The organism is Aeromonas popoffii (assembly GCF_000820025.1).
In the GTDB taxonomy this organism is placed as follows: Bacteria; Pseudomonadota; Gammaproteobacteria; order Enterobacterales; family Aeromonadaceae; genus Aeromonas; species Aeromonas popoffii.
In genome coordinates this window covers 39414-63204 of record NZ_CDBI01000025.1, presented here as the reverse complement: position 1 = coordinate 63204, position 23791 = coordinate 39414, and the positions used below count along the sequence as shown (strand labels likewise).

Here is a 23791-nt window from a genome sequence, read left to right as displayed (position 1 = left end):
TCGTTACTCCAATATGTCGATGAGTGCCGCGACCACACGGTCAACGTCGGCCAGCGTCATGTCCGGGAAGAGTGGCAAGGTGCACAGGCGCGATGAGTTCCACTCGGTATGAGGCAGGCTGAGTGCCGGGTAGCGCTCGCGGTAGTATTTCTGGGTATGGGCGGCCCGAAAATGCAGCCCTGTGCCGATGCCGCGCTCCTGCAGCGCCTGCATCAGCCGATCCCGGTTCAGGCCGCAGCGCTCGGGGTCGACCCGCACCATGAACAGGTGCCAGGCGTGCAGATGGGAATAGGCGGGCACGGCGAGCGGCATCAGCGGCAGGCCGGCCAGTTTTTCCTGATAGCGGGCCACCAGCTCGGCCCGCTTGGCATTGAGCTCGGGCAGGCGCGCCAGCTGCACCAGGGCGATGGCGGCGTTGATGTCGGTCAGGTTGTACTTGAAGCCCGGGGTGATCACTTCCGCCTGTGGCTTGCGGCCCAGGCTCATGCGATCGAAGGCATCCACCCCCAGCCCGTGAAACTTCAGCATGCGGGCCCTGTCGGCCAGCGCCTTGTCATCGGTCACCAGCATGCCCCCTTCGGCGCAAGTCAGGTTCTTGATGGCATGGAAGGAGAAGATGGCGGTGCCGGTGGCGCCAATCCAGCGCTCCCGATAGCGGGTGCCGACCGCGTGGGCTGCATCTTCGATGACGGGGATGCTGTGTTGGCGTGCCAGGTCGAGGATTGGGTCCAGATCGACGGGGGCTCCGGCGTAGTGGACTGGTATGATGGCCCGGGTGTTGGCGGTAATGAGCGGCGCTATCAGTTCGGCGCTGGTCATCAGAGTGTCTCTGTCCACGTCGACGAAAACGGGTTCGGCGCCAAGCAGGGTGATGATGTTGATGGTGGAGACCCAAGTCTGGGAGGGGGTGATCACCTCGTCCCCCGGGCCTATCCCCAACGCCATCAGGGTGACGTGCATACCGGCGGTGGCAGAGCAGAGCGCGACCGCATGCTGGCAGCCGAATGTGTCGCAGAATTGCTGCTCCAGCTGGTGATTCTTCGGGCCCGTGGTGATCCAGCCCGATTTCAGCACCTCGCAGACAGCACTTATCTCGGCATCGCCGATGGCGGGCCTCGAAAATGGCAGAAAATCTTGCATAAGCGATCCATTAATGAATATTAATCAGTGCCCAGCAAGCGGGGCAGCCCTAAAATTGATGTTCAACATATCGTATATAAAAGCGGGCCAGCAATGGTCCAGAAACAGCTGGTAACAATTAACTCATGCTGTCATCTTATGTAATGTGATAAATATTTATAACCCCCCGGGTTCTTGTTTTTCCAAATTACATCATCTCTGGCGTTCTGGTTGTATCAATATGAATATTACTGTATTTGGAAGTGGCTACGTGGGCTTGGTCCATGCCACAGTACTGGCCGATGTCGGCCATCAGGTTATCTGTGTCGATGTCGATGAACAGAAGGTGGCTGACTTGATGGCTGGTCAGGTTCCCATCTATGAACCCGGATTAGAGGCGCTGCTGCAGCGCAATATCAAGAGCGGTGCTCTGGTGTTTACCACGGATGCTGTGCTGGCCGTCAAACACGGCGAGGTGCAATTTCTGGCGGTCGGCACGCCGTCGGGGGGCGATGGCTCCGCCGATCTTTGCCATGTGCTGGCGGTGGCCGACACCATAGCTCGTCATCGTGATGCCCCCGTCATCATAGTCAACAAGTCGACCGTGCCGGTGGGCACGGCCGAGAAGGTGATGGCCAAGGTGAATGTCATCTTGCAGCAGCGGGATGTCTCCTTTGCCTTCGATGTGGTTTCCAATCCCGAGTTCCTGAAGGAGGGCTCCGCCATCCAGGATTGCCTGCGGCCGGATCGCATCGTGGTCGGCACTTGCAACGAGGCGTCCCGCCAGCTGATGCGCGAGCTTTATGAGCCGTTCAATCGCAATCATGATCGCATTCTGTTCATGGATGCGCGCAGCGCTGAGCTGACCAAGTATGCCGCCAACTGCATGCTGGCCACCAAGATAAGTTTCATTAACGAGATGGCCGGTCTGGCCGAGCGGGTCGGCGCGGACATCGAGATGGTGCGCCAGGGCATAGGGTCGGATCAGCGCATCGGTTATCAGTTCATCTACCCTGGCTGTGGCTATGGCGGCTCCTGTTTCCCCAAGGATGTCAAAGCCTTGCTGGCAACAGCCCAGGAACTGCAATATGACACGCCGCTGATCCGGGCGGTGGAACGGGTCAATGAGCAGCAAAAATCGCGGCTCTACGAGCTGTTGTCCGGCTTCTTCAGCGCCCAGGGGGAATCCCTGGCGGGCAAGACCATCGCCCTGTGGGGGCTGGCGTTCAAACCCAATACCGATGACATGCGCGAGGCGCCGAGCCGCGCCCTGATGGAGGCACTCTGGCGTGCCGGCGCCACTGTGCAGGCCTATGATCCCGAGGCCATGCAGGAGGCCCAGCACCTCTATGGCAACTGTGACAACCTGAGGCTGATGGGCACCAAGGAGGCCGCCCTGTTCGGTGCGGATGCGCTGGTGATCTGCACCGAGTGGAACCACTTCAAGGCCCCCAACTTCGTCACCATCAAGCAGGCGTTGACATGGCCGCTGATCGTGGATGGTCGCAACCTGTTTGACCCGGGTCGCATGAAGGAGCATGGTTTTCATTACTACGGCATCGGTCGTGGCGAGTCGGTAACAAAATAAGGGATGGGCGCATTCACATGAGCGCCTGTCATTTATCGAGGATCAGGACGATGCTTGCCATCGAGCGCAATATGGGGCACCGCCTGTGCCGGGCCAGCCATAGATGGAGATGAACCCTGCGTTGATATGGGGGAATTGTCTTGTCATATTCTGGCGGTATTGTGATGAGATTCTCTTTTTATTTATTATATTTCCGCTATGCACTTTCTCGCTCAGGCGGGAAGCATCAACACCCATTTATATCTGCGTGAACAACATCTATTTTTATTTGGCGTGATCCAACCCGGCTTTGTATTCATTAAATATAGAGTCTGTTCTGCTGAATAAACCCCGCAACTCAGGTAACTGATTTTGCCAAAAATAGCTCTCCGATTACTCGGCGGGCCATTTTTATATCCAGGAAATGCCAGCTTCTGGGCGGGAACTGTCGGGTTCATGACGCCATCTTGCGGGTCGCAGGCAAGGTCATGATTGGGATGGCAATGACATGGCTACTCCGGTATATCGTTCATCGGTGCGCTGCTGAAGGTCGCTTTTGACACTATGTTTACGCTCTCGTGCAGCTCGCTGTAGACGATCACGGCCAGGCCTTGTTGCAACTGTTGTCGGACATCGTCGACCTTGTCAGCCAGACTGACGTCATGCTCGCCGTACTCGGTGCCTTCCCGCAGGACGAAGTGTTCGAGCAGGTTGTTGAGGGTATCGGAGTCCAAGTCTTGCCAGGGGATAATCATGGGTTCATCTTCAGTGACCAGAGAGGGGGTATTGTCTATCTGTTGCCAGCAAGCGCAAGGGATTTATGGGGCTGTCAGCGGGTGTACGCAGGTTGTCTGATGAACAACGTCGCCTCTCCACCCACTTCGATCATCAGTTGTGCCAGTCACGCCGCCATGGCCTGAGCCAGGGGTTGCATTGGTTCTGGGCCGTCAACCAGCGGGCGATCCTGTTCCTGCTTGCCCGCTTCTATGTCTATCGGGTCAAGGGGACAGGGCGCAACGGCTATCGACTCGCGCCCTGAGTCTGCTCCTTCACCCATTGGCTGATGCGCTCTTCCAGCCAGAAGCGGGGGCGCCAGGGTGTGCCGTGCAGGAAGCCCACATGGCCGCCCCGTCGGCTCAACTCGTAACGCACCATGGGTGAGAGCTGCTCCGGCTGCGGGATCACGGCCTCTGTCATGAAGGGATCGTCGGCGGCATGGATCACCAGGGTGGGAATGGGAATGCGGGCCAGTAGTCCCAGGCCGGAACAGCGCTGGTAGTAGTGGTCGGCGTTGGCAAAGCCGTGCAGCGGGGCTGTGACCTGCTCGTCGAAGTCGCGCAGGGTGGCAATCTGTTGCACCTGTTGCCGCTGCCAACGTTTGCCCGCCTCGGTCTGGCGCCGGATCTTGTTTTGCAGGTTGTCGCGCATGGTGCGCAGCAGATAGCTCTGATAGACCCGGGAGAAGCCCTTATTGACCCGATCGGCGCAGCTGTCCAGTCGCAGCGGCGCCGAGATCACCACGGCCGCCTGCAGCTCACGGGGGCAGGCCCGTGCCAGCAGATTGACCAGCATGTTGCCTCCCAGCGAATAACCGATGGCGATCAGTGGCTTGCCAGGAAAGCGCTGGCCCAGTTCGGCGATAAGGGCCTGTGCATCCTCGATGGCGCCGGAGTGATAAGCCTGCAGGTGACGGTTGGGTTCGCCGCTGCAGCCACGAAAATGCATCAGTACGGCCTCGTCCCCCTGCCGTTGCAGATGGGCGAACAACCCCTTGGCATAGTGGGAGTGGATGCTCCCCTCCAGCCCGTGAAACAGCACCATCAGTGGCTGCGCGTTCTGGTGGATGTCGCCGCTCCAGGCGAGATCGACGAAATCCCCGTCCGCCAGTTCGAAACGCTCGGCCACGAAGCGTGCCGGCGCCCGTCGCAGCCACTTTGGCAATATGGTTTGCAGATGGGGATTGCGCGCCCACCAGGGGGCGTGGAAGTGACTCTCTATGAGCATGATGGGGTCCGAAACAGGCAACAAAGTACGGCGAGAAGGGGGCTTCTCGCTGCCTTGTCAGGCCAGCAGGCTGTCATGGTGCTCGGCACCGCGCAGCATGGCCTGGATCAGCTCGTTGGCCTCAAACTTGGTCAGCGCCTCGTGGGCGCCCACCTGGTGGGCCCGTTCCACGCTGATCTCGCTGGAGAGCGAGGTGTGCAATATGATGTAGGCTCCCGCCAGCGTCGCGTCGCTCTGCACCTCAAAGGCCAGCTCGTAGCCGTCGAGCCCCGGCATCTCTATGTCGCTCACCAGGATATCGATGGGGGTCTTCTGGCTGGCGCGAGCCTGCATCAGGACCAGCGCATCCTTGCCGTTGGTGCAGACCTCGTAGGGAATATTGATGTAGTCCAGCGCCGCCATCAGCTGGCGGCGGGCGACAGAGGAGTCGTCCACCAGCAGGATCCGCATCGGCTTGATCCGCTCACGCTGCACGTCGGTCAGCACCGGGTAGAGGTGGCTGGGGTCGTCCGGGTAGACCCGTGACAGTATCAGCTCCACGTCCAGCAGCTGGATCAGCTGGTCGTTGACCCGGGTGACCCCGGTCACGAACACGTTATGGCCGAGCGCGGCGGGCGGGGATTCGATGTCGCGCCAGTTGCACTCGGTGATCTTGTCGATGCCGCGCACCAGAAAGCCCACCAGGGTGCGGCGGCAGTCGGTGATGATGATGAAGCAGTTTGGCATCTCCTCCTTGCTGATTGGGCGATAGCCCACCGCCATGGCCATGTCGATCACCGGAATGGTGGTGCCCCGCATGCTGGCGGCGCCGAGCACGGTCGGGTGCGAGTGTGGCATGGCCGTGAGCTGGGTGTAAGGCACTATCTCCTTCACCTTGAGGGTGCCGATGGCGAAGGATTGTTTGGCCGAGAGATGAAACAGCAACATGCCCTGGGATTGGTTGGCTTTGCTTTTCATGGCAGATGTCCTGTGAGTCAAAACGGTATCAGTCAATTCAGGCCCCTAGCATAAAGGATTATTGGAGAAATGACCCTCTTGTTATTAGCGGCCGCTTGCCGCAAAACTGGACTCATTTAACCCATTTTTTTTCGCCTGGCCTACCCGGTTTTTGGCCCGCCGGGTCAGGCGGGTTGCTGTTCATCCAGGCTGGCGCCAAGCCAGCGTTGGCAGGCCTGGGCGAGGGCCTCTTCGTCCCGGTAGCCGAGCTTGCTCACCACCTGCGCCCGCTTGCTGCCGCTCTTGAGCAGGCGCACCGCCTGCAGCAGCTGCCATTGGGCGCTCAGGGCATCGGCCGCGAGGCCCGGATCCGAGATCCCGCGCTGGGAGAGACAGGCTTGCCAGGCGGCGTCACTGCCCGCTTGCTGGCTGATCAGTGCGCGCCAAGCGCCTTGCAGCAGCTGATCCGCATGTTGCGACAGGGGGCAGGCCTGCAACTCGTCGAGTATCACCTGCAGACGGTGACCATAGGCCCCTTGCCAATCGCGGGGGCGCTGCCATTGGGCCAAGCTGTCGAACAGGGCATCCAGCAGCGGGGCCGGTTGCAACCAGCCCGCCTGGGCTGGCTGGGCAACCCGCAGGGAACAGGTCAGCAGATCATGGTGGCAGCCTGCCAGCGGGCTGAAGGCGGCGAGGGCATCGGCGCAGAGCCAGAAGCTGTTGCCCGCGGTCAGCAGCAATTCATGCTGGCCGAGTCGCAGCAGTGCCGCGCCCCGGGTTATCCGCAGCAACTGGCCTACCGGCGTGCGTTTGCGGCCGCCGACCTGCAGGTACGGGGAGGAAAAATGCTGGCATTCGATGGCGTGATGCATGTAAAAACCCTGATATGATGCTGCCTGGAGGTAACAAGAATGGAAACCAGACGTAAAAAACGCTTCATTGCCGGTGCGGTTTGTCCGGCGTGCGGCAAAATGGACACCATGATGCTGTATATGGAGCATGGAGTCGAGAAGGTGACTTGTGTCGACTGCGGGGACACCCAGGTGCAGACCCAGGCCGAGGTGGACAAGGTGACCCGGGAGACGGAGCAGGTAATTGGGGTGTTTCGTCCCGAATGAGCCAGACCGAGGTGGACAAGGTGACCCGGGAGACCAAACAGGTGATAGGCGTGTTTCGTCCCGAATGAGGACCCAGCCGCAATACCCGGGAATGAGGTGCGAGTCAGGCCTATGCGGTTTCACATTGATGACTTTTTCATCACGACTGAGCCGGGCTCACCATATGCTTGGCCACCTTTTTGAGGTATTCTGGGCCCGTTTTTTTCTATCCGCAGGATCCCTGACATGAAAGTAGCTCCCCTGAGCGTGGTTACGCTGGAATACACAGTCACCGACGAACACGGTGAAGTCATCGACACCACTGTCGGTAAAGAGCCTCTGGTGTATCTGCACGGTACCCGTTATCTGGTCTCCGGCCTTGAAGCCGAGCTGGAAGGCCGCAGTGTGGGCGAGGCGTTCGACGTCACGCTGGCACCGACCCAGGCCTATGGCGAATACGACGAAAGCTTGGTGCAAGAAGTACCTGGCGAGCTGTTTGACGGCATGGAAGTGTCTGAAGGGGATACTTTTGTGGCCGAGACTGACGATGGTCACCGCCCGGTGACTGTCATCGAAGTGTCCGAAGAGTTCATCAAGGTGGATGGCAACCATCCGCTGGCTGGCGTGACCTTGGGCTTCAAGGTCGAGATCAAGGACGTGCGTGCCGCCACGGCCGAAGAGCTGGCTCACGGCCACGTTCACGGTGCCGGTGGTTGCGGTCACGACCACGACCATGACCATGACCACGATCACGGCCATGAGCACGGCGGTTGCTGCGGTGGTGGCCATGGCCACGATCACGGTCATGACCACGGCGACGATCAGGGTCAGGGCGGTTGCTGCGGTGGCGGTGGCTGCGGTGGCAAGGGTCACCAGCACTGATCTGCGTTATGGGCAGAGCCCGATAAAAAACCCGCGTCTAACGCGGGTTTTTTTATGGCTGGGTGGCGGTGCGCGTTGCAGCTCAATAGTGCGGGGGGGGCGTCTCTTCGGCCATGCTGGCGATCTGGCTCGGCTGCACGCTCTGCAGCTTGTCCACCAGCAGCTGGATCTGATGCTTGAGTCGATCCAGCTCGCGGCCCTGGGTGGTAACCTCGTCGTTGAGCTGCTCTACCGTGTACTCGGCGAAGGCGAGGCGGCTTTCCAGGGTTTCGAGGCGATCGTTAAGTGGCTGACTCATGGGCCTTTGGGTCCTTACTTGATTGTCCAGATTTCGGCCAGGCCACTGGAGCTGGCGCTGACAAGGTGGCTATTGTCGCGCAAAGCCACGCCGTAGACCACTGCGCTCGGTGGTTTCACTCTGGGGTGGGGGGAGACGCGCCAGCTTTGCAGCAGGTTGCCATCGCTCACCCGCCACAGGGAGAGCCTGCGAGAAGGAGAGCCTGTGATGAGCCAGTTGCCGTCGTTTGCGAAGCGGGCGCTGGTGTAGACCTCGAAGCGGTGAGCGAATTGCAGCCGGCTCACCTCCTTGCCGGTGTTCAGATCCCAGATGCTGGCCTGGCTGCTGTCGGCGGTAAAGGCGAAACGGCCCTGGGGATCCAGCCTTGCTATCACCACCCGGCCGGCGTGGTTGAAACGCCATATTACCTGGCCGGAGCGGGTATCCCACAGATAGGCGCTGTAGTCGTTGCCGCCGGTGAGGGCGTAGTGGCCATTGGCGGAGAGATCCACCGTATTGACCTGCTCGGTGTGACCGAGGAATTGCAGCCTGCGGCCGGTGCGGGTATCGACCACCTCGGCCTTGCCATCTTGCCGGCCGATCAGCACCTGACGGCCATCGGCTGACAGGGCTATGTCCCTCAGCCTGGATTCAGGAAGCGAGTAGTAGCCTTGGGATTGACCATCTTGCAGACGCCAGATGGCGAAGGTATCCAAGGTCGCAGTGACGGCGTGGCGGTTGTCTGGCGAGAAGCGGGTGATGATGACGAAGTTGTCCTGATTGTCGGATTGGCGCCAGCGCCAGCGCTCTTTGCCCTGCTCCAGGTCCCACACTACTGTGCCCTGGCCCAGGCTGGAGACGATGGCCTGCTTGCCGTCGCTGGTGAGATCGGCGCTCAGCAGCCCCTGGTTGGCGAGGGTAATTTGCCGGTCCGGTAGTGAGCTCTGTTCGCAACCTGTCAGTATCAGGCAAATACCGATGAAATAAATGGCACTTTTTATCATTTTTCCTGTCTCATGCTTTCGTTACCTGCGATCACGGCGTTAGTATAAGGCGCTTGTCACGATAAACCTCTCATTTCACGAAGGAACCGAGAGCGGTATTTAGAGTTTTGGAGAAACTGATGAACAATTTTCTGAAGGTGTCCCTGTTGGCTGCGGCAGTTGCCGTGAGTCTGACTGCTTGCCAAAAAGACGAGAAGACTGCTGCGAATACCGCAGAGGTCAAGGCAGAAGCCAGCAAGCCGGCCGAGGCTCCCAAGGCTGATGCCAAGAGCTTCGAAGAGCAATCCGGCTATGCAATTGGCCTCTCCATGGGTCGTTATATCGCCAATACCCTGGAACGTCAGCAGGAACTCGGCATCAAACTGGACAACAGCGTCATCCTCAAGGGGGTGACTGATGGTCTGGGTAAAGAAGCCAGCATGACTGACGAGGAGATCCAGACGGTTCTGCAGCAGTACGACGCCAAGATCAACGAGTTGACCAAGGCCAAGTCTGACAAGGATGCCGTGGATAACCAGAAGAAGGGTGAAGAGTACCTGGCTGCCAACGCCAAGAAAGAAGGCGTGAAGAGCACCGAATCCGGCCTGCAATACCTGGTTGAGAAGATGGGTACCGGCGCCAAGCCGAAGGCCACTGACATCGTCAAGGTCCACTACACTGGCACCCTGACCGACGGCACCAAGTTCGACAGCTCAGTCGATCGCGGCGAGCCTGCCACCTTCCCGCTCAACCAGGTGATCCCTGGCTGGACCGAAGGCGTGCAGCTGATGCCGGTGGGTTCCAAGTTCAAGTTCTTCCTGCCGTCCGAGCTGGCCTATGGCGAGCACGGTGCAGGTTCCATCCCGGCCAATGCCGTGCTGGTGTTCGATGTTGAGCTGCTGGCGATCGAGAAGCCGGCTGCTGATGGCGACAAAGCCAAGAAGTAAGCGCTCATCGTTGAAAAAAACGGCTCCTTAAGGAGCCGTTTTTACTTGTATATCTTCGTAAATAGCGGGATAAAAGAGAGCGTCGCCAATTGTGCTAAGATGGCGGACAAGACTTGAAATAGACAACAAAATCAATTGCAAGGATGGCTCCCGTGGCTGAAAGCAAACCTCGAGTCCTGTTGGTGGAAGATACCCGCAGTCTGGCGGTGGTTTATGAACAGTATCTGGCCCAGGATGGCTATGAGGTGCTGCTGGCCGATTGTGGCCAGCAGGCGCTCGCACAGTTGTTGACCAGCCCGCCGCCTGTGGTGCTGCTTGACCTCGAACTGCCCGACATGTCCGGCATGGATATCCTGCAACAGATTACTGAGCAGCAACTGCCCTGCTCCGTGGTGGTGATCACAGCCCATGGCTCGGTGGATGTGGCGGTGGAGGCGATGCGCCTCGGCGCTTTCGACTTCCTGACCAAGCCGTTCGACGGCAAACGGCTGTGTGCCACCGCTCGTAACGCCCTCAAGCACCAGCAACTGAGTTCGCTGGTGGCCCAGTACCGGGAGAACTTCGAGCGCAGCTCGTTCGCCGGTTTCATCGGTGCCTCCATGCCGATGCAGGCCGTCTATCGCATCATAGAGAGCGCGGCGCCGAGCAAGGCGACCGTGTTCATCACAGGGGAGAGCGGCACCGGCAAAGAGGTGTGCGCCGAGGCCATTCACCAGTGCAGCCCCCGCAGCGAGCAGCCCTTTATCGCGCTCAACTGTGCCGCCATTCCCCACGATCTGATGGAGAGCGAGATCTTTGGCCATGTGAAGGGATCCTTTACCGGCGCCCAGGGGGATCGCAAGGGGGCTGCCAGTCTGGCGGACGGTGGCACCCTGTTTCTGGACGAGATCTGCGAGATGGATCTCGACCTGCAGAGCAAGCTGCTGCGCTTCATCCAGACCGGCACCCTGCAACGGGTCGGCAGCGGCAAGCTGGAGACAGTGGACGTGCGCTTCGTTTGCGCCACCAACCGGGATCCCCTGATAGAGGTGAAGGCGGGACGTTTTCGCGAGGATCTCTATTACCGTCTGCACGTGATCCCCCTCAGCCTGCCACCGCTGCGTGAGCGGGGCGAGGATATACTGCTGCTGGCACGCAGTCTGTTGCAGAGCTACACCAGAGAAGAGAACAAGCGCTTCAAGGATTTTGATGCCGAGGTGGCACGGGTGCTGCTCGATTACCCTTGGCCCGGCAACGTGCGCGAGCTGCAAAACGTAGTGCGCAACATAGTGGTGCTCAACGATCGCGAACTGGTGAATCTGGATATATTGCCACCGCCGCTCAGCGGCCGCAGGGGCGGGGTGGTGGCCATGGCGCCAGCCAGCACGGCCAGCGGTGTTGCCATGCCTTCGCTCAATACGCCGATCCGCCCACTCTGGCTGGTGGAAAAAGAGGTGATCGAGCAGGCCATCGCAAGCTGTGACGGCAATATCCCCAAGGCGGCGGCACTGCTGGAGATCAGCCCTTCCACTATTTATCGCAAGAAGCAGAGCTGGGAAGAGGCGAGCCTGGTTTGAGTGGCGAGGCATGGTCAATGTCCCGCCATCGAGCAGGCAATCGCCAGTGGTAATGGTAATACTCCCAAGGCGGCGATTCTGCTGGAGATCAGCCCCTCAATCCTCTCATGTATCGCAAGCAGCAGAGCCGGGAAGAGGCGAGCCTGGTTTGAGGCAGATGTCGGGATGGCATCCATGATCCCAGCTTGATGTGTATGTGTGCGGGGCGGCCAACTGGCCGCCCCGCTGCTTTGCTAGAGGCGGTTTTTCAGAGCTTGGCCAGCTGCTTGAGCCTGGCCAGCCGCTCTGCCCCGTTGGCCCTGAGCCAGCCATCCTGTGACAGCAGAAACCAGGCTCGGGCGAAGTATTCGGCTGCGGCCGGGTCAGACAGTACCAGTGCATTTTCCCCCAGCTCTTCGAACACATAGCCATCCTCGGGGGCACCGGCGGCGGCCATATCCTCTTTCAGCTGTGTCAGCTCGGCATGCGCCTGTTCGTGCTGCCCCTGGGCCCGGCTCAGGCGGGCCAGACTCCAGCGGGCGATAAAAGCCTTGGCCTGGTTGTTGTGCTGCTCGTGCCAGGTCAGACACTTTTGCTGGGATATCCTTGCTTCATCGAAACGACCCAGCTCGAACAGGGTCCAGCCCTGGTTGTTGTAGAGGGTGGCGAGCCAGCCACGCACCTGCTTGTCCTGGCTGCGCTCTGCCAGCTCCATCGCCAACAGGTTCCAGCGGCTCTGCTCCTCCAGCGGGGCGGCGATGGCGATCATGTGCGCTGCATCGATGGCGAGATACAGCTCCTTGTGCTTGAGCCCAAGCTGCCAGGCTTGTTCAAACAGCGTCTTGGCGCTGGCCTTGTCGCCGGCGGAATTGAAGGTGCGGCCGCGTTCCAGCAAGACGCGCAGGCGGGCCCGCGGGGTGGCCTCGGTGAGGCGGAGTTCGATGTCGTCGAGCAGCTGGTGCGCCTCGGCAAACTGGCGTTGCAGCGAATGGGTGCGGGCTATCTGGGTGAGCAGCTCCAGCTCGTACTGCAGATCGGTGGTGCGCGCCTCGGGAAGCAGAGTGTTAAAACGCAGGGCGCTGGCGGCGGGATCCCGATAATCCCACTGCGCCATGAAATCGGGCGGATTGTCCATTTGGCCTCCTTGCTAGCGATCCTGTCACCAAGATGCCTGCAGGCCACTATTTGCACAAGGGGCACCCGTCACAGAGTGCCCCTTGAGTCATGCCAACACCCGTTGTCAGCCGGTCAGTAGACCATGGCCAGGCTCATCAGCATCAGGCCGAGGGCGGCAAAGGCCCCCTCCTTGATGGCGAGGCGCGGCACCAGCGCCTTGGGCAGGGCCGGAAACAGACTCAAGGCAAAGCCGAGCCCCGGCATCAGCCAGTGAAAGGCCGGGTTGCGCAGGCTCGGGTCTGCCGCACCATTGATGATGATCAGCAGGATGAAGAGGGTGAAGGCCGGCAGAATAAACCAGCGGGCGCTGCCAGCGGCAACGGCGCGCAGCGGCGAGATGCGATAGAGCACCAGGGTCACGATAAACAGCACCAGAGGTGCCAGCAGATAGAGCGGAGCCGGGTTCATGGTTGGTGTTCTCCAGACGGTGGGTAAGTGGGGTTGGGGTTCAGCCATCGCACAGAGCCGGCGGGATGGCCTTGGCCGGCGAAGAGCCGTGGCGCGGGTTAAAGCTTGGAAGGAGAGCCTGGGCAAAACCTTGCCATCAGGGGATCAACGCAACCAGAACCAAGCGGCGGCAATGCCCAGCCAGCTCAGCAGCAAGAGGATCCAGGGCAGGGGATGCTGGCGGGAGACCTCAATCAGCTCGATCTCGCTCTCCTCTACCTGGTCGGCTTGCGGTTGCGGCTTTGCCTTGCTCTGCAACTTCTTCTGGCGACTGGCCTCCCGGGCCCGTGCCTTCATCTGTTTCTTGTACTCGTCTATGCCTTTCTGGATCCCTTGGGCGATCAGCTGGGTCTGCTCCTTGCTCTGTCCCGGCTTCTGATTGGCGCGGGCGATCTTCAGCGCATCCTGCTGGGTCTCTGGGGATATTTTGTCGTACTTCGCCATCAAAGGGTCTCCTCGGCATCGATTGGCGGGGAGTATGCCATAAAAACGGCGCCCTCAGGCGCCGTTGTAGCAGGTTGTGAGCCGGATCAGGGCTTGTAGTAGGTCACGGTCGCATAGGGCAGCGGATTAAGGGTGCCCAGGGACTCGGCGTACTCCATGAACATCTCGTTCTCACCGACGCCGGAGTCGACATAGTCACCCTTGTTGGGCAGCTCTTCACGCTTGAGCAGACCACTGTAGCCATCCTTGCCGGAGGCGATATAGGTGTTGGCACCGACACGGTACACCTGGTCGTCGTCCAGCGGCTGCCACTGGCCGTTGGCGTCCAGCAGTTCCAGCTTGGTGATGCGGGAACCCTTGGGCTGTGTGCCGTCATAGGTGTAGCTCAGGTGGCCGACGTAAGGGAAAGCTCCGCTGGAGGCGCCGATCCCTGTCTCGTGGCCGATGGAATAGTCAACGGCGTACTCCAGGGTGGCGCGCACGTCCTTGCCCTTGAGGTTGAAGGCTGCGATTTTGTTGCCAAACGGCAGCAAGGTGCCCATCACGTAACCGACGGAGAGCGGGCCCGCATTCACATCAGTGCGCACACCACCGGCGTTCTGGATGGTGAAGTCGACCTTGGTATTGAGCTTGTTGAGCTTCCAGTAGAGGGATTCGGCCACCAGAGGATCGATAAGACCCGCGCCATTCGGGGTGGTCGGCACGCGCACATGGGGCAACTGGGTCGGCACATCGGCGATGATCTTGGCCTCGAGCGCGGCCACGACCGGTTTGTACTCGGTGTCGATCACATCGCGCATGGCGGTGTTTTCCGGCACGATTTCGATGACGGGTGACTTGGTGATGAAATCGACCACGTTGGTCTGCTCGCTGCCGCTCAGGGGCTCTTTCTTCTTGGCCACGTCCTTGGTGAAATCGTCGCCCGTCATCAGGGTGTTGCGACCCTCACACTTGGTGATCTGGCCTTCCTTGTTCAGGGAGACGTTGACCAGGCCATAGCCTTTGGCCCATTCACCGGCCTGCACGATACAGGTCTTGCCACCGTCTGGGTTGCTCACCAGCTGGGCATAGGTGTTGTCGTCGTCCGGATTCTGGTTGTGGGCGGTGTAGCCTATGGTGTTGATCTCGTTAATGTCGCCGAGGAAGGTCTGGGAGTGACCACCGACAATCAGGTCGATACCGTTGACCGCCTTGGCGACGGCCTGGTCATTTTGCAGACCGATATGGGTGACCATGATGATCTTGTTGGCGCCTTTTGACTTGAGGGTGTCGACCATTTTTTGGGCGGTCTCAATCATCGGCAGGAATTGGGTATCGGTATCCGGTGAAGAGATATCATGCATATTTTCCAGCACCAGCCCGAAAATACCCACGCTCTCGCCATTTATTTCCTTAATGACATATTCATGAATATTTTCACTGTCTTTCAGGGTGGCGCTACTGGATTTCACCATGTTGGAAGCCAATACAGGGAAATTCACCCGTGAGGCGAAATCTTTAATGGCCTGATTACCCAAATCAAATTCGTGGTTGCCCAGCACCATGGCATCTATGCCCATGTCGGAGAGCAGGCGAGACTCCTCTTCCCCCTTGAACTGGGTGAAGTAGAGGGTGCCCTGGAAGGCATCGCCGCCGTTGAGCACCATGAAGTTGCGGCCTTCATTGGCAGCTTGGCTGCGCAGCTCGTCCAGCTTGAACTTCAGGCGGGGATAGCCGCCCAGCTGGGCGTAGAATTTGAACAACTCCTGGCCGGTGGGCTGGATGGCCAGCGCATTTTCGGTCGGGTCCAGGTGGGCGTGGGTATCATTGATGTGGGCAATGGTCAGATCCAGCGGAATATGTTCCTTGCTGCTGTTTTCTGAATTGCAGGCGGTCAGCCCGAACAGGGTAATAGAGACGGTGACGGCCAGTAGCGTCTTCTTCATCGGTAATCATCCTCTTGTTGTTATTGTCCTGTATATCGTTCCCGCATGACAGGAGTGTGGCGATTCTAGGCAAAACGCAATAATTGGAAATAAAGAGAGCCGATTCCTTTGAGCTACTGCACATTTAATAAATAAGCAAACGTTTGCCATATTGCGTAATGCCATGACCACAGACTAATGACAAATGTCATATCGCCGTATCTGGGTCTGACTGTATCGGGGGATCAGGCTGTGCCGGGCCGCTTACTCGGTGGTGATGGCGGGCAGCAGTCGCAGAAACTGCGCGGGGGTCAGCGGGCGGCCATAGAGATAGCCCTGCAGGTAGTTGACGTTGCGCTCGGTCAGGAAGTCCGCCTGCTCCTGGGTCTCGACCCCTTCGGCTATGGTCTCCAGCCCCAACCGGGTGGCCAGGCTGATGGTGCTGTCCAGAATATGACGGGAGAGGGCATTGGTACCTATCATGGCGACGAAGCTCTGATCGATCTTGAGATAATCCACGTGGAACTGCTGCAGATAGGTGAGACTGGAATGGCCGGTGCCAAAGTCGTCCAGCCCTATCCTGACCCCCATCTGCCGCAGCTCGCCAAACAGCTGGTCCGTCAGCTGGCAGGGGGGGATCAGCTCCCGTTCGGTCAGCTCCAGCACCAGCGTGATCGGATTGTCGGCGAAGGCGGCGAGGAAGGTGCGGCAGTCATCGATCAGGCTCAGATCCTGACAGTGTTGGGCGCAGATGTTGAAGCTGAAGTGAAAGCGGGTCGGTAGCTGCGCCGCATGGGGGGCGAACTGCAGGCGTACTTGCTGCATCAGGGTCTGGGTCATGAGTATGATGAGGCCGCTCTCCTCTGCCAGTGGGATGAAGAGATCAGGCCGGATCAGCCCCTGGCGGTGGTGTTGCCAGCGCATCAACACCTCGCAGCCATGCAGCTGGCCACTCTTGCTGAAGACAATGGGTTGCAGATAGGGGACGAACTCCTGTTTGATGATGGCGCGCTTGAGTTCCAGGGTCGGGGTCGAGATATGGCTCCACCAGCGATAGGTGGCGAGGCCGGCCAGGCCTCCCAGCGTCAGGATCAAGATGATGATGGAGCCCTGCGTTTGCAGGGGTAGGGACAGCACGGCATGCAAGGGAAACCCTTGGTTGAGGCTGTAGTCGAATGCTGCCGAGTTGAGCCGATAGTTGAATCCCCGCAATCTTGGGGGCTGGCCGTCGTGGATCTTGCCCTTGACGTCGAGCCACTGGTCGCCGATCTGCACCCAGCTATGGGCTCCGGCGAGCCGCCACTGCAAGGGGTTGCTCAGGTGATAAGGGTTGATGGCGACCAGCACCGAATGATCTCCTTCACTCAGGTGATAGAACAGCAGCGAGGGCTTGTTCCCGAGCCGGGTGACGGCGGTGAGCTTGAACCGCTCTTGCGGGCCGTCTTGCAGCTCATTGCTCAGGTCTATCTCGTCGAAGATGGAGGAGCAGTAGAGGCGGCCGTGGCGGGAGAGGTTGACCGAGCGCACATAGGGGGAGGTGGCGACCAGCACCCGCAGCTCGCGGGCAACCTCGACACAGGGTCTGGTCGCCAGTGGCAGGGCGGCCCTTGCCGCCAGGATCGAGTGGTGCAGGGCGCTGTCGATCTGCACCATGGCGCGCTCGGTGGCATTCTGGGCTTGCTGGCGAGTCAGAGCCCAGGCTTGCCAGTAGAGGGTGGCGAGGGAGATGAAGATCAACGAGGCGCAGCACAGCAGGCTGGCCAGCAGACGGGGCATGTTGCTGCGACGCAGAAAAGAGAGAGCCATGGACCACGCCTCAGTGAACGGAAATTGAACAAAAAAGGTCGGTCATACTACACAATCAGCCATCATTCTCATAGCCACCACAGGGTGTCAATGGCAGGGGCCCGGGGGGGGGCGGCGGAGAAGGGATATAGGGACTCAAAAATAACAGAGGCGGCCCAGGGCCGCCTCTGTTGTCATCGTAGACAAGGGAGTGCTTACAGCTGCTCGATGCCGACTATGTGCCAAGGTGCATTGTCCTTGGCCAGGTTGCGCTCGAGGTGCCACACCTCCTTGATGTCCTCCTCGACCTGCTCCTGGCGATCCATGTAGCGGCCGCTGAAGCGCACGCTGACCTGGGCCCAGTCGCTGCCGTAGTCGGCACGCACCAGCTGGGTATCCACATACATGACTTCGGTATGCTGCTCACCGGTCAGCTCGGCACGTTCCGCTTTGAGCTGTTCGAACAGCTCAGGGCTCACGTACTCGCGTACCTTTTCCAGATCGTTTTTATTCCAGGATTCTTGCAGGGTGCGGTAGTGATCACGGGCACCTGACAGGAAACCGTTCATGTCAAAGCCTGGCGGGAGACGGAAGGGCACGTCGCTGTCGGCAAAGCCGGTCGCTTGCGGTGCACTGTTGCTCTGCTCGAACTGCTGGGGGGCGGCCGATGGCGGCTGATAGCCGGCGTAGGCGGCCTGTGGCTGGGGCGAGGCCGCCTTGCTTCTGCGCATGGCACGGAACAAGAAGACGGCGCCCAGCGCCAGGGCGGCGATCAGCAGCATGTCCATGCCTTGCAGACCTTCGAATGCACCGCTACCCAGCAGGTAGGCGAACAGACCACCGGCCAGCAGGCCGCCGAGCAGGCCGCCCATCATGCCACCCTTCTTCGGTGCGGCCTGAGCCCCGACCGTCGGGTTCTTGCTGTCGACGGGCTTGGCCGCCGGCTGGGCCGGAGCTGTCTTGTAGTTCTTGCCAAAGGATTTACCGCCGCCAAACTTTTTGGCTTCGGCCATGGGTGCCCCCAGGCCAATGGCCAGGATCACGGCAAACAGGGTCAGCATTTTTTTCATTTTGACTCTTTTCACTCTCATCAGTGGGTGGGGCAAGCTCAGCGCGGCGCATGGCAGGCTGCCTGTCCCGCGTTGTATTGCAGCTTGCGACTATGATTAACATGCTTGTCATGAATTATTCATGAACAGATTGTCCCGATCGGGGGCATCAGAGGAGAAGCGCAATGAAAAGTCGACGACCGAGCCGCAAGGAGCGCAAGTTGCGCAACAAGGCGAGAGCCAAGCCCCATGACCAGATCCTGGTCTGGCCCTTTATCATGGTATGAGGCGGGGGTGAGCCCCTGGCATAGTTCATCGGCAAGTGGTGCCAGCCACCATCAGGAGGAGGGTTGCACCAGACAGAGGTGAATAGCGTGCATTAGCACTCGCGATGGCGGGGTTTCTTTTGTAAAATTCCCGTCCCCTTCCCGCTGCGGTTTTTATGTGTATGGCAGAGCAAGTGACGGCGAAAAAAGACGCCAAGACACAACAGCTGAAAGTTCCTCCCCACTCTTTTGAGGCCGAGCAGTCCGTACTGGGCGGCCTGATGCTGGATAACGACGCCTGGGATCGGGTCGCCGAACGGGTGATCGACAAGGATTTCTACAGCCGTCCGCACCGGCTGATCTTCCAGGCCATGACCCGCCTCTCCAATGTGGGCAACCCCATCGATCTCATCACGCTGCAAGAGGAGCTGGAACGCTCGGAGCAGCTGGAAGAGTCCGGTGGCTTCGCCTATCTGGTGGAGATCGCCAAGAACACCCCAAGTGCCGCCAACATCAATGCCTACGCCGAAATCGTGCGTGAGCGGGCGGTCGTGCGGGAGATGATCTCGGTCGCCAACGAGATAGTCGAAGCAGGCTATGAGCCGCAGGGACGCACTTCGGGCGATCTGCTCGATCTGGCCGAGAGCAAGGTGTTCCAGATCGCCGAGCAGCGCACCAGCGCCAACGAGGGGCCGCAGCCGCTCAAGCTGATCCTCGAGCAGACGGTCGACAAGATTGAAGAGCTGTTCAAGACCCCCCACAACGGGGTGACCGGGGTCTCCAGCGGTTATGGGGATCTCGACAAAATGACGGCAGGTTTGCAGCGCTCGGATCTGATCATCGTGGCGGCCCGTCCCTCCATGGGCAAGACCACGTTTGCCATGAACCTGTGCGAGCATGCAGCGCTCACCGCCGAGAAGCCGGTACTCATCTTCTCGCTGGAGATGCCCTCCGAGCAGATCATCATGCGTATGCTCGCCTCGGTCGGGCGTATCGACCAGACCAAGGTGCGAACCGGTCAGCTCGATGACGAAGACTGGGCGCGCCTCTCCTCCACCATGGGGCTGCTGCTCGAGAAGGGCAAGATGTATATCGATGACGCCTCCGGCCTCACCCCGACCGACGTGCGCTCCCGTGCGCGCCGCATTGCCCGTGAGCACGGCGGCCTATCCATGATCATGATCGACTACCTGCAGCTGATGCGGGTGCCCGCACTTTCCGACAACCGGACCCTGGAGATAGGTGAAATATCCCGATCCCTCAAGGCCTTGGCAAAAGAGCTGCAGTGCCCCGTGGTGGCGCTCTCTCAGCTCAACCGAAGCCTGGAACAGCGTGCTGACAAGCGTCCGGTCAACTCGGATCTGCGGGAATCCGGCTCCATCGAGCAGGACGCGGATTTGATCATGTTTATCTACCGTGATGAGGTGTATCACGATGACAGTCCTGACAAGGGGATTGCCGAGATCATCATCGGCAAGCAGCGTAACGGCCCCATCGGGCGAGTGCGCCTCACCTTCCAGGGTCAGTTCTCCCGGTTCGATAACTATGCCGGTCCTGCGTTTGATGATGACTACTAATCCGGGGGATGGCGCTTGTGTGGGTGCCACCTCCGGTTCCTGAAACAGTTTTCCCGGTTCGACAATTATGCCGGTCCGGCCTTAGACGATGACAATTAAGGGCTGACACCACACGGTGCCTGGCGCATTTACGTGCCATCATGCCCTCGTAAGGGAAAACAGATGAAAGCGGCAATTGCCCAAATCAATACAGCGGCCCTGCGCCATAACCTCGCCGTGGTCAAACGGCATGCTCCCGATTGCAAGATCATCGCAGTGGTCAAGGCCAACGCCTATGGCCATGGCCTGTTGCCGGTCGCCCGCACCCTGGTGGATGCCGACGCGTATGCCGTGGCTCGCATCGAAGAGGCGCTGATGTTGCGCTCCTGCGCCGTGGTCAAACCGATAGTACTGCTGGAAGGCTTCTTCTCGGCCGATGATCTGCCGGTGCTGGCGGCCAACAACCTGCAGACAGCGGTCCACACCTGGGAGCAGCTCGAAGCGCTGGAGCAGGTCGAACTGCCTGCCCCCGTGGTGGCCTGGCTCAAGCTCGACACCGGCATGCACCGCCTCGGGGTGCGCAGCGATGAGATGCCCGCCTTTATCGCACGTCTCGCCAAGTGCAAGAACGTGGTGCAACCGTTCAACATCATGACCCACTTCAGCCGCTCCGATGAGCTCGATCAATCCACCACCCGCGAGCAGATTGATCTCTTCAGCCGTCTTACGGCGCCGCTGCTGGGTGAGCGGGCCATGGCCAACTCGGCGGGGATCCTGGCCTGGCCGGACTCCCACTGTGACTGGATCCGTCCCGGTGTCATCCTCTATGGCGTATCCCCCTTCCCCCATTCGGTGGCGGCGGATTACGACCTGCAACCTGTGATGACCCTCAGGACCCAGCTCATCGCGGTGCGAGATCACAAGGCGGGTGAGCCGGTAGGTTACGGTGCCAACTGGGTTTCTGATCGTGATACCCGGCTCGGTGTGATTGCCATCGGTTACGGCGATGGCTATCCGCGCATGGCGCCCAACGGTACCTCAGTGCTGGTCAATGGCCGCATAGTGCCGCTGGTGGGCCGCGTCTCCATGGACATGACCACAGTGGATCTGGGACCGGGCGCCACCGACAAGGCCGGTGACGAAGCCGTGCTCTGGGGTGAGGGGCTGCCGGTGGAGCGGGTTGCCGACGAGATTGGCACCATCCCCTACGAACTCATCACCAAGCTCACCTCCCGGGTCTTTATGGAATACGTCTAGGCACGGCAAGCACCAAACGTAAAGAAGCCCCGCATGCGGGGCTTCTTTACAACTGTCTGCAGGAGTTTTACTGCCTGTGCATCCGCACAAACTTCTCCAGCAACTGCGCTTCGGTTTCCACATGCGCGGGATCCCAGATGATGCAATCGATGGGGCAGACGCTGATGCAGGTCGGCTTCTCATAGTGACCGACGCACTCGGTACAGCGACTGGGGTCTATCTCGTAGATCTCTTCCCCCAAGCTGATGGCCTGGTTCGGACACTCGGGATCGCACATGTCACAGTTGATGCACTTGTCGGTGATGAGCAGGGACATATCAGGCCGCCGAGTGCGGCTGACGGGTGTCCTGGCGATCGCCGAGGTTGCGCAGCAGTATGCCGTAGTTGATGTCGATCTCTTTAGGAACAGGCACATAGACCACGTGACCGTTGCCCGGCGCTGTGTCGATGAGCTCGCCCTTGCGGTTCTGCATCTGCTCCAGATTGAAGCTGACGTTGCCCTGCGGTGTCATCAGTTCCAGGCTGTTGCCCACCAGGAACTTGTTCTTCACTTCCACTTCCACCATGTCGCCCTGGCGACCAGTGATCTCGCCGACGAACTGCTGGGTGTCGGAGACGGAGTAGCCGTAGTCGTAGTTCTGGTACTCGCTGTGGTTGTGACGGCGCAGGAAGCCTTCGGTGTAGCCACGGTGAGCCAGGTTCTCGAGGGTGCCCATCAGGGTAGGATCGAACGGACGACCGGCGACCGCATCGTCGATGGCCTTGCGATAGACCTGAGCGGTGCGGGCGCAGTAGTAGAAGGACTTGGTGCGGCCTTCAATTTTCAGCGAATGCACGCCCATTTTGGTCAGGCGCTCGACGTGCTCGACGGCGCGCAAGTCCTTGGAGTTCATGATGTAGGTGCCGTGCTCATCCTCGAACGCCGTCATGTATTCACCCGGACGGTTGGACTCTTCCAGCAACACCAGTGCGTCGCTCGGCTTGCCGAGCCCCAGAGTGTTGTCCGGGCGAACTGCGATGGGCTCCTGACGGTGGACTATCTGGCCCACGTCATCTTCCTTGCCCTCGTGCACCTTGTACTCCCAGCGGCAGGAGTTGGTGCAGGTGCCCTGGTTGGGGTCGCGCTTGTTGATGTAGCCGGAGAGCAGGCAGCGGCCGGAGTAGGCCATGCACAGGGCGCCGTGGACGAAGACTTCCAGCTCCATCTCTGGCACTTGCATGCGGATCTCTTCGATCTCGTCGAGGGACAGCTCGCGGGAGAGGATAGCGCGGGTCAGGCCCATCTGATGCCAGAACTTCACCGTGGCCCAGTTGACTGCGTTGGCCTGCACCGAGAGGTGAACCGGCATCTCCGGGAAGGCTTCGCGCATCATCATGATGAGGCCCGGGTCTGACATGATCAGCGCATCCGGCTTCATTTCCACCACGGGACGCATGTCGCGGATGAAGGTCTTGAGCTTGGAGTTGTGGGGCTGGATGTTGGCCACCACATAGAACTGCTTGCCCAGCGCATGGGCTTCGTTAATGCCGAGCTGTAGATTCTCGTGATCGAATTCGTTGTTGCGTACCCGCAGGCTGTAACGCGGCTGGCCCGCATAGACGGCGTCGGCGCCATAGGCATAGGCGTAACGCATATTCTTGAGGGTTCCGGCGGGGGAGAGCAATTCTGGTCTGAACATGTTGGACTCTTAGTATCTGATTGCAAATCAGGACGGCGCCACCTGATGGCGCCGGATTGGTTGAGCCGTGGTACGAGACGGCGCTCGCGACACAACTACCCGATGGTGTACATCATTATGCAAGATTGCATGGGATGCACCTGATATACGGGGTGCGAGATTGTACTCGCCCCCACGCCATCATGCAATTTGACAGGCAATGGTTGCCGGCGCGAGCCGTGAGGAATGTCAGGTTCCGATCAGGTCCAGAGAGAGAGGGGGCATGGCGTAGGCGTAGCCGTAGCCCTGCTGGTAGTCGCGGCCGATTCGATATGTTGCAGTGTCTCGACCCCCTTCATACCGAGTCGCTGCAGGTATTCCACCAGACCGGTCAGCATCCGCCGCGATGGGTGCATCGTCAGGCTGGCACCATCATCCATGATGATGGTGCGCGATCTGGTGCAGCAAGCATGGCATCTGGAGGAGAAGATCCGCAGGGAGGGGACCGGGCAGTGTGAAGCCGAGTTGGCGGATTTCAGGGCTCTGTTACAGCAGATAGTCGATGAGCTGACCGGGTTGTTTGCCCGGTCTTGAAAGGGGATATCAGCGGGAGACGGCGTCTAGATAGGAGAGCATGGGTTCCCTGCCCGGGTCGGTAGCGTGCACGGCTTGTGCCAGCCAGGCCCAGTCGAGCAGGGGCCTGTCCGCTTTGAAGCGCTGATAGGCCAACCCCTGATCGACAGTCAGGAACAGGGTCGTCGGCAGTCCGATGCGATTGGTGTAGCGCACCATGACTTCACCTCGATAACTGGTCAGCCGTTGCTGCAATTGTGGTAGCGTCAAGTCGTTTGCCTGTCCTGCCTCATCCCAAATTTCAAACATGGTTATCCATGACTCCGAAC

Annotated in this window: 25 protein-coding genes and 1 pseudogene; 9 read left to right on the top strand and 17 right to left on the bottom strand. The window is 59.7% G+C overall.

Annotation, left to right across the window (positions count from 1 at the left end; all coding sequences use genetic code 11):
• Positions 1-3: 3 nt before the first annotated feature.
• Positions 4-1140 carry a UDP-4-amino-4-deoxy-L-arabinose aminotransferase gene (arnB, locus tag BN1129_RS05635; protein ID WP_042035029.1) on the bottom strand — a complete coding sequence of 379 codons (1137 nt, stop codon included), beginning with the start codon at positions 1138-1140 and terminating at the stop codon, positions 4-6.
• 220 nt (positions 1141-1360) lie between these two features.
• Here arnB and BN1129_RS05630 point away from each other — a divergent pair, with 220 nt between their 5' ends.
• Positions 1361-2707: a UDP-glucose dehydrogenase family protein gene (locus BN1129_RS05630; RefSeq protein ID WP_042035027.1), complete on the top strand. Its 1347-nt coding sequence runs from the start codon at positions 1361-1363 to the stop codon at positions 2705-2707.
• Positions 2708-3198: 491 nt separating this feature from the next.
• On the opposite strand, the gene BN1129_RS05625 is transcribed toward BN1129_RS05630, so the two are convergent.
• On the bottom strand, positions 3199-3441 hold the full coding sequence (locus tag BN1129_RS05625) for a YheU family protein (protein ID WP_042035026.1): 243 nt from the start codon (positions 3439-3441) through the stop codon (positions 3199-3201).
• Between the two features lie 92 nt (positions 3442-3533).
• Here BN1129_RS05625 and BN1129_RS05620 point away from each other — a divergent pair, with 92 nt between their 5' ends.
• Positions 3534-3725, top strand: a complete 192-nt coding sequence (locus BN1129_RS05620; RefSeq protein WP_042035025.1) for a hypothetical protein — start codon at positions 3534-3536, stop codon at positions 3723-3725.
• On the opposite strand, the gene BN1129_RS05615 is transcribed toward BN1129_RS05620, so the two are convergent.
• The 3 genes from BN1129_RS05615 to BN1129_RS05605 all read right to left on the bottom strand — a co-directional run bounded on the left by BN1129_RS05615 (position 3707) and on the right by BN1129_RS05605 (position 6498).
• Positions 3707-4690 (bottom strand): hydrolase, encoded by a 984-nt coding sequence (locus BN1129_RS05615; protein WP_042035024.1) that lies wholly within the window; start codon positions 4688-4690, stop codon positions 3707-3709. The two genes, BN1129_RS05620 and BN1129_RS05615, sit on opposite strands and share 19 nt — an antisense overlap.
• 57 nt (positions 4691-4747) lie before the next feature.
• Positions 4748-5647 (bottom strand): chemotaxis protein, encoded by a 900-nt coding sequence (locus tag BN1129_RS05610; protein WP_042035022.1) that lies wholly within the window; start codon positions 5645-5647, stop codon positions 4748-4750.
• Between the two features lie 164 nt (positions 5648-5811).
• The gene (locus tag BN1129_RS05605) at positions 5812-6498 is read right to left on the bottom strand and encodes a hypothetical protein (protein WP_042035020.1); all 687 of its coding nucleotides are present in this window, start codon (positions 6496-6498) and stop codon (positions 5812-5814) included.
• Positions 6499-6537: 39 nt separating this feature from the next.
• Here BN1129_RS05605 and BN1129_RS05600 point away from each other — a divergent pair, with 39 nt between their 5' ends.
• Both BN1129_RS05600 and BN1129_RS05595 read left to right on the top strand, forming a co-directional pair.
• Complete coding sequence (locus tag BN1129_RS05600; RefSeq protein WP_042035019.1) at positions 6538-6744, top strand: YheV family putative zinc ribbon protein; 207 nt, start codon at positions 6538-6540, stop codon at positions 6742-6744.
• A 225-nt stretch (positions 6745-6969) separates the two neighbouring features.
• The gene (locus BN1129_RS05595) at positions 6970-7605 is read left to right on the top strand and encodes an FKBP-type peptidyl-prolyl cis-trans isomerase (protein WP_042035016.1); all 636 of its coding nucleotides are present in this window, start codon (positions 6970-6972) and stop codon (positions 7603-7605) included.
• An 82-nt stretch (positions 7606-7687) separates the two neighbouring features.
• Here BN1129_RS05595 and BN1129_RS05590 read toward each other — a convergent pair whose 3' ends face one another.
• Positions 7688-7903: a SlyX family protein gene (locus BN1129_RS05590; protein ID WP_042035015.1), complete on the bottom strand. Its 216-nt coding sequence runs from the start codon at positions 7901-7903 to the stop codon at positions 7688-7690.
• Positions 7904-7917: 14 nt separating this feature from the next.
• On the bottom strand, positions 7918-8886 hold the full coding sequence (locus BN1129_RS05585; protein ID WP_042035014.1) for a WD40 repeat domain-containing protein: 969 nt from the start codon (positions 8884-8886) through the stop codon (positions 7918-7920).
• Positions 8887-9005: 119 nt separating this feature from the next.
• Here BN1129_RS05585 and fkpA point away from each other — a divergent pair, with 119 nt between their 5' ends.
• Together fkpA and BN1129_RS05575 are read left to right on the top strand one after the other, a co-directional pair.
• Entirely contained in the window at positions 9006-9812 is an 807-nt protein-coding gene (fkpA, locus tag BN1129_RS05580) for an FKBP-type peptidyl-prolyl cis-trans isomerase (protein WP_042035012.1), read from the top strand.
• Positions 9813-9964: 152 nt separating this feature from the next.
• Positions 9965-11368 carry a sigma-54-dependent transcriptional regulator gene (locus tag BN1129_RS05575; RefSeq protein WP_042035011.1) on the top strand — a complete coding sequence of 468 codons (1404 nt, stop codon included), beginning with the start codon at positions 9965-9967 and terminating at the stop codon, positions 11366-11368.
• A 247-nt stretch (positions 11369-11615) separates the two neighbouring features.
• Here the strand turns inward: BN1129_RS05575 and BN1129_RS05570 are convergent, their stop codons facing one another.
• The 6 genes from BN1129_RS05570 to BN1129_RS05545 form a co-directional block, all read right to left on the bottom strand.
• Positions 11616-12482 (bottom strand): tetratricopeptide repeat protein, encoded by an 867-nt coding sequence (locus BN1129_RS05570; RefSeq protein WP_042035009.1) that lies wholly within the window; start codon positions 12480-12482, stop codon positions 11616-11618.
• 113 nt (positions 12483-12595) lie between these two features.
• Positions 12596-12931, bottom strand: a complete 336-nt coding sequence (locus tag BN1129_RS05565) for a hypothetical protein (protein WP_042035006.1) — start codon at positions 12929-12931, stop codon at positions 12596-12598.
• A gap of 144 nt (positions 12932-13075) precedes the next feature.
• Complete coding sequence (locus tag BN1129_RS05560; protein WP_042035003.1) at positions 13076-13414, bottom strand: DUF2956 domain-containing protein; 339 nt, start codon at positions 13412-13414, stop codon at positions 13076-13078.
• Positions 13415-13500: 86 nt separating this feature from the next.
• A complete protein-coding gene (locus tag BN1129_RS05555) occupies positions 13501-15339 on the bottom strand; it encodes a bifunctional metallophosphatase/5'-nucleotidase (RefSeq protein ID WP_042035002.1) in 1839 nt (612 codons plus the stop codon).
• Between the two features lie 243 nt (positions 15340-15582).
• Positions 15583-17124 (bottom strand): EAL domain-containing protein, encoded by a 1542-nt coding sequence (locus BN1129_RS05550; RefSeq protein ID WP_042035001.1) that lies wholly within the window; start codon positions 17122-17124, stop codon positions 15583-15585.
• 194 nt (positions 17125-17318) lie between these two features.
• Positions 17319-18173: a Tim44 domain-containing protein gene (locus tag BN1129_RS05545; RefSeq protein WP_042035000.1), complete on the bottom strand. Its 855-nt coding sequence runs from the start codon at positions 18171-18173 to the stop codon at positions 17319-17321.
• 427 nt (positions 18174-18600) lie between these two features.
• On the opposite strand from BN1129_RS05545, the gene dnaB reads away from it, so the two are divergent.
• Both dnaB and alr read left to right on the top strand, forming a co-directional pair.
• Positions 18601-19995 (top strand): replicative DNA helicase, encoded by a 1395-nt coding sequence (gene dnaB / locus BN1129_RS05540; protein ID WP_042034999.1) that lies wholly within the window; start codon positions 18601-18603, stop codon positions 19993-19995.
• 162 nt (positions 19996-20157) lie between these two features.
• Positions 20158-21231, top strand: a complete 1074-nt coding sequence (alr, locus tag BN1129_RS05535) for an alanine racemase (protein ID WP_042034998.1) — start codon at positions 20158-20160, stop codon at positions 21229-21231.
• A 67-nt stretch (positions 21232-21298) separates the two neighbouring features.
• Here the strand turns inward: alr and BN1129_RS05530 are convergent, their stop codons facing one another.
• The 3 genes and pseudogenes from BN1129_RS05530 to BN1129_RS23965 form a co-directional block, all read right to left on the bottom strand.
• Positions 21299-21547, bottom strand: coding sequence for a YfhL family 4Fe-4S dicluster ferredoxin (locus tag BN1129_RS05530; protein ID WP_042034997.1), 249 nt, complete (start codon positions 21545-21547; stop codon positions 21299-21301).
• Position 21548: 1 nt separating this feature from the next.
• Positions 21549-22910, bottom strand: a complete 1362-nt coding sequence (trhP, locus tag BN1129_RS05525; RefSeq protein WP_042034995.1) for a prephenate-dependent tRNA uridine(34) hydroxylase TrhP — start codon at positions 22908-22910, stop codon at positions 21549-21551.
• A 239-nt stretch (positions 22911-23149) separates the two neighbouring features.
• A pseudogene (locus tag BN1129_RS23965) lies at positions 23150-23317 on the bottom strand (EAL domain-containing protein); the annotation flags it as partial.
• Between the two features lie 10 nt (positions 23318-23327).
• Between BN1129_RS23965 and BN1129_RS23125 the strand changes: the two are divergent.
• Positions 23328-23483, top strand: a complete 156-nt coding sequence (locus BN1129_RS23125; RefSeq protein WP_157013270.1) for a hypothetical protein — start codon at positions 23328-23330, stop codon at positions 23481-23483.
• Positions 23484-23492: 9 nt separating this feature from the next.
• Here BN1129_RS23125 and BN1129_RS05520 read toward each other — a convergent pair whose 3' ends face one another.
• Entirely contained in the window at positions 23493-23771 is a 279-nt protein-coding gene (locus tag BN1129_RS05520) for a hypothetical protein (protein ID WP_042034994.1), read from the bottom strand.
• Between the last annotated feature and the right edge of the window lie 20 nt (positions 23772-23791).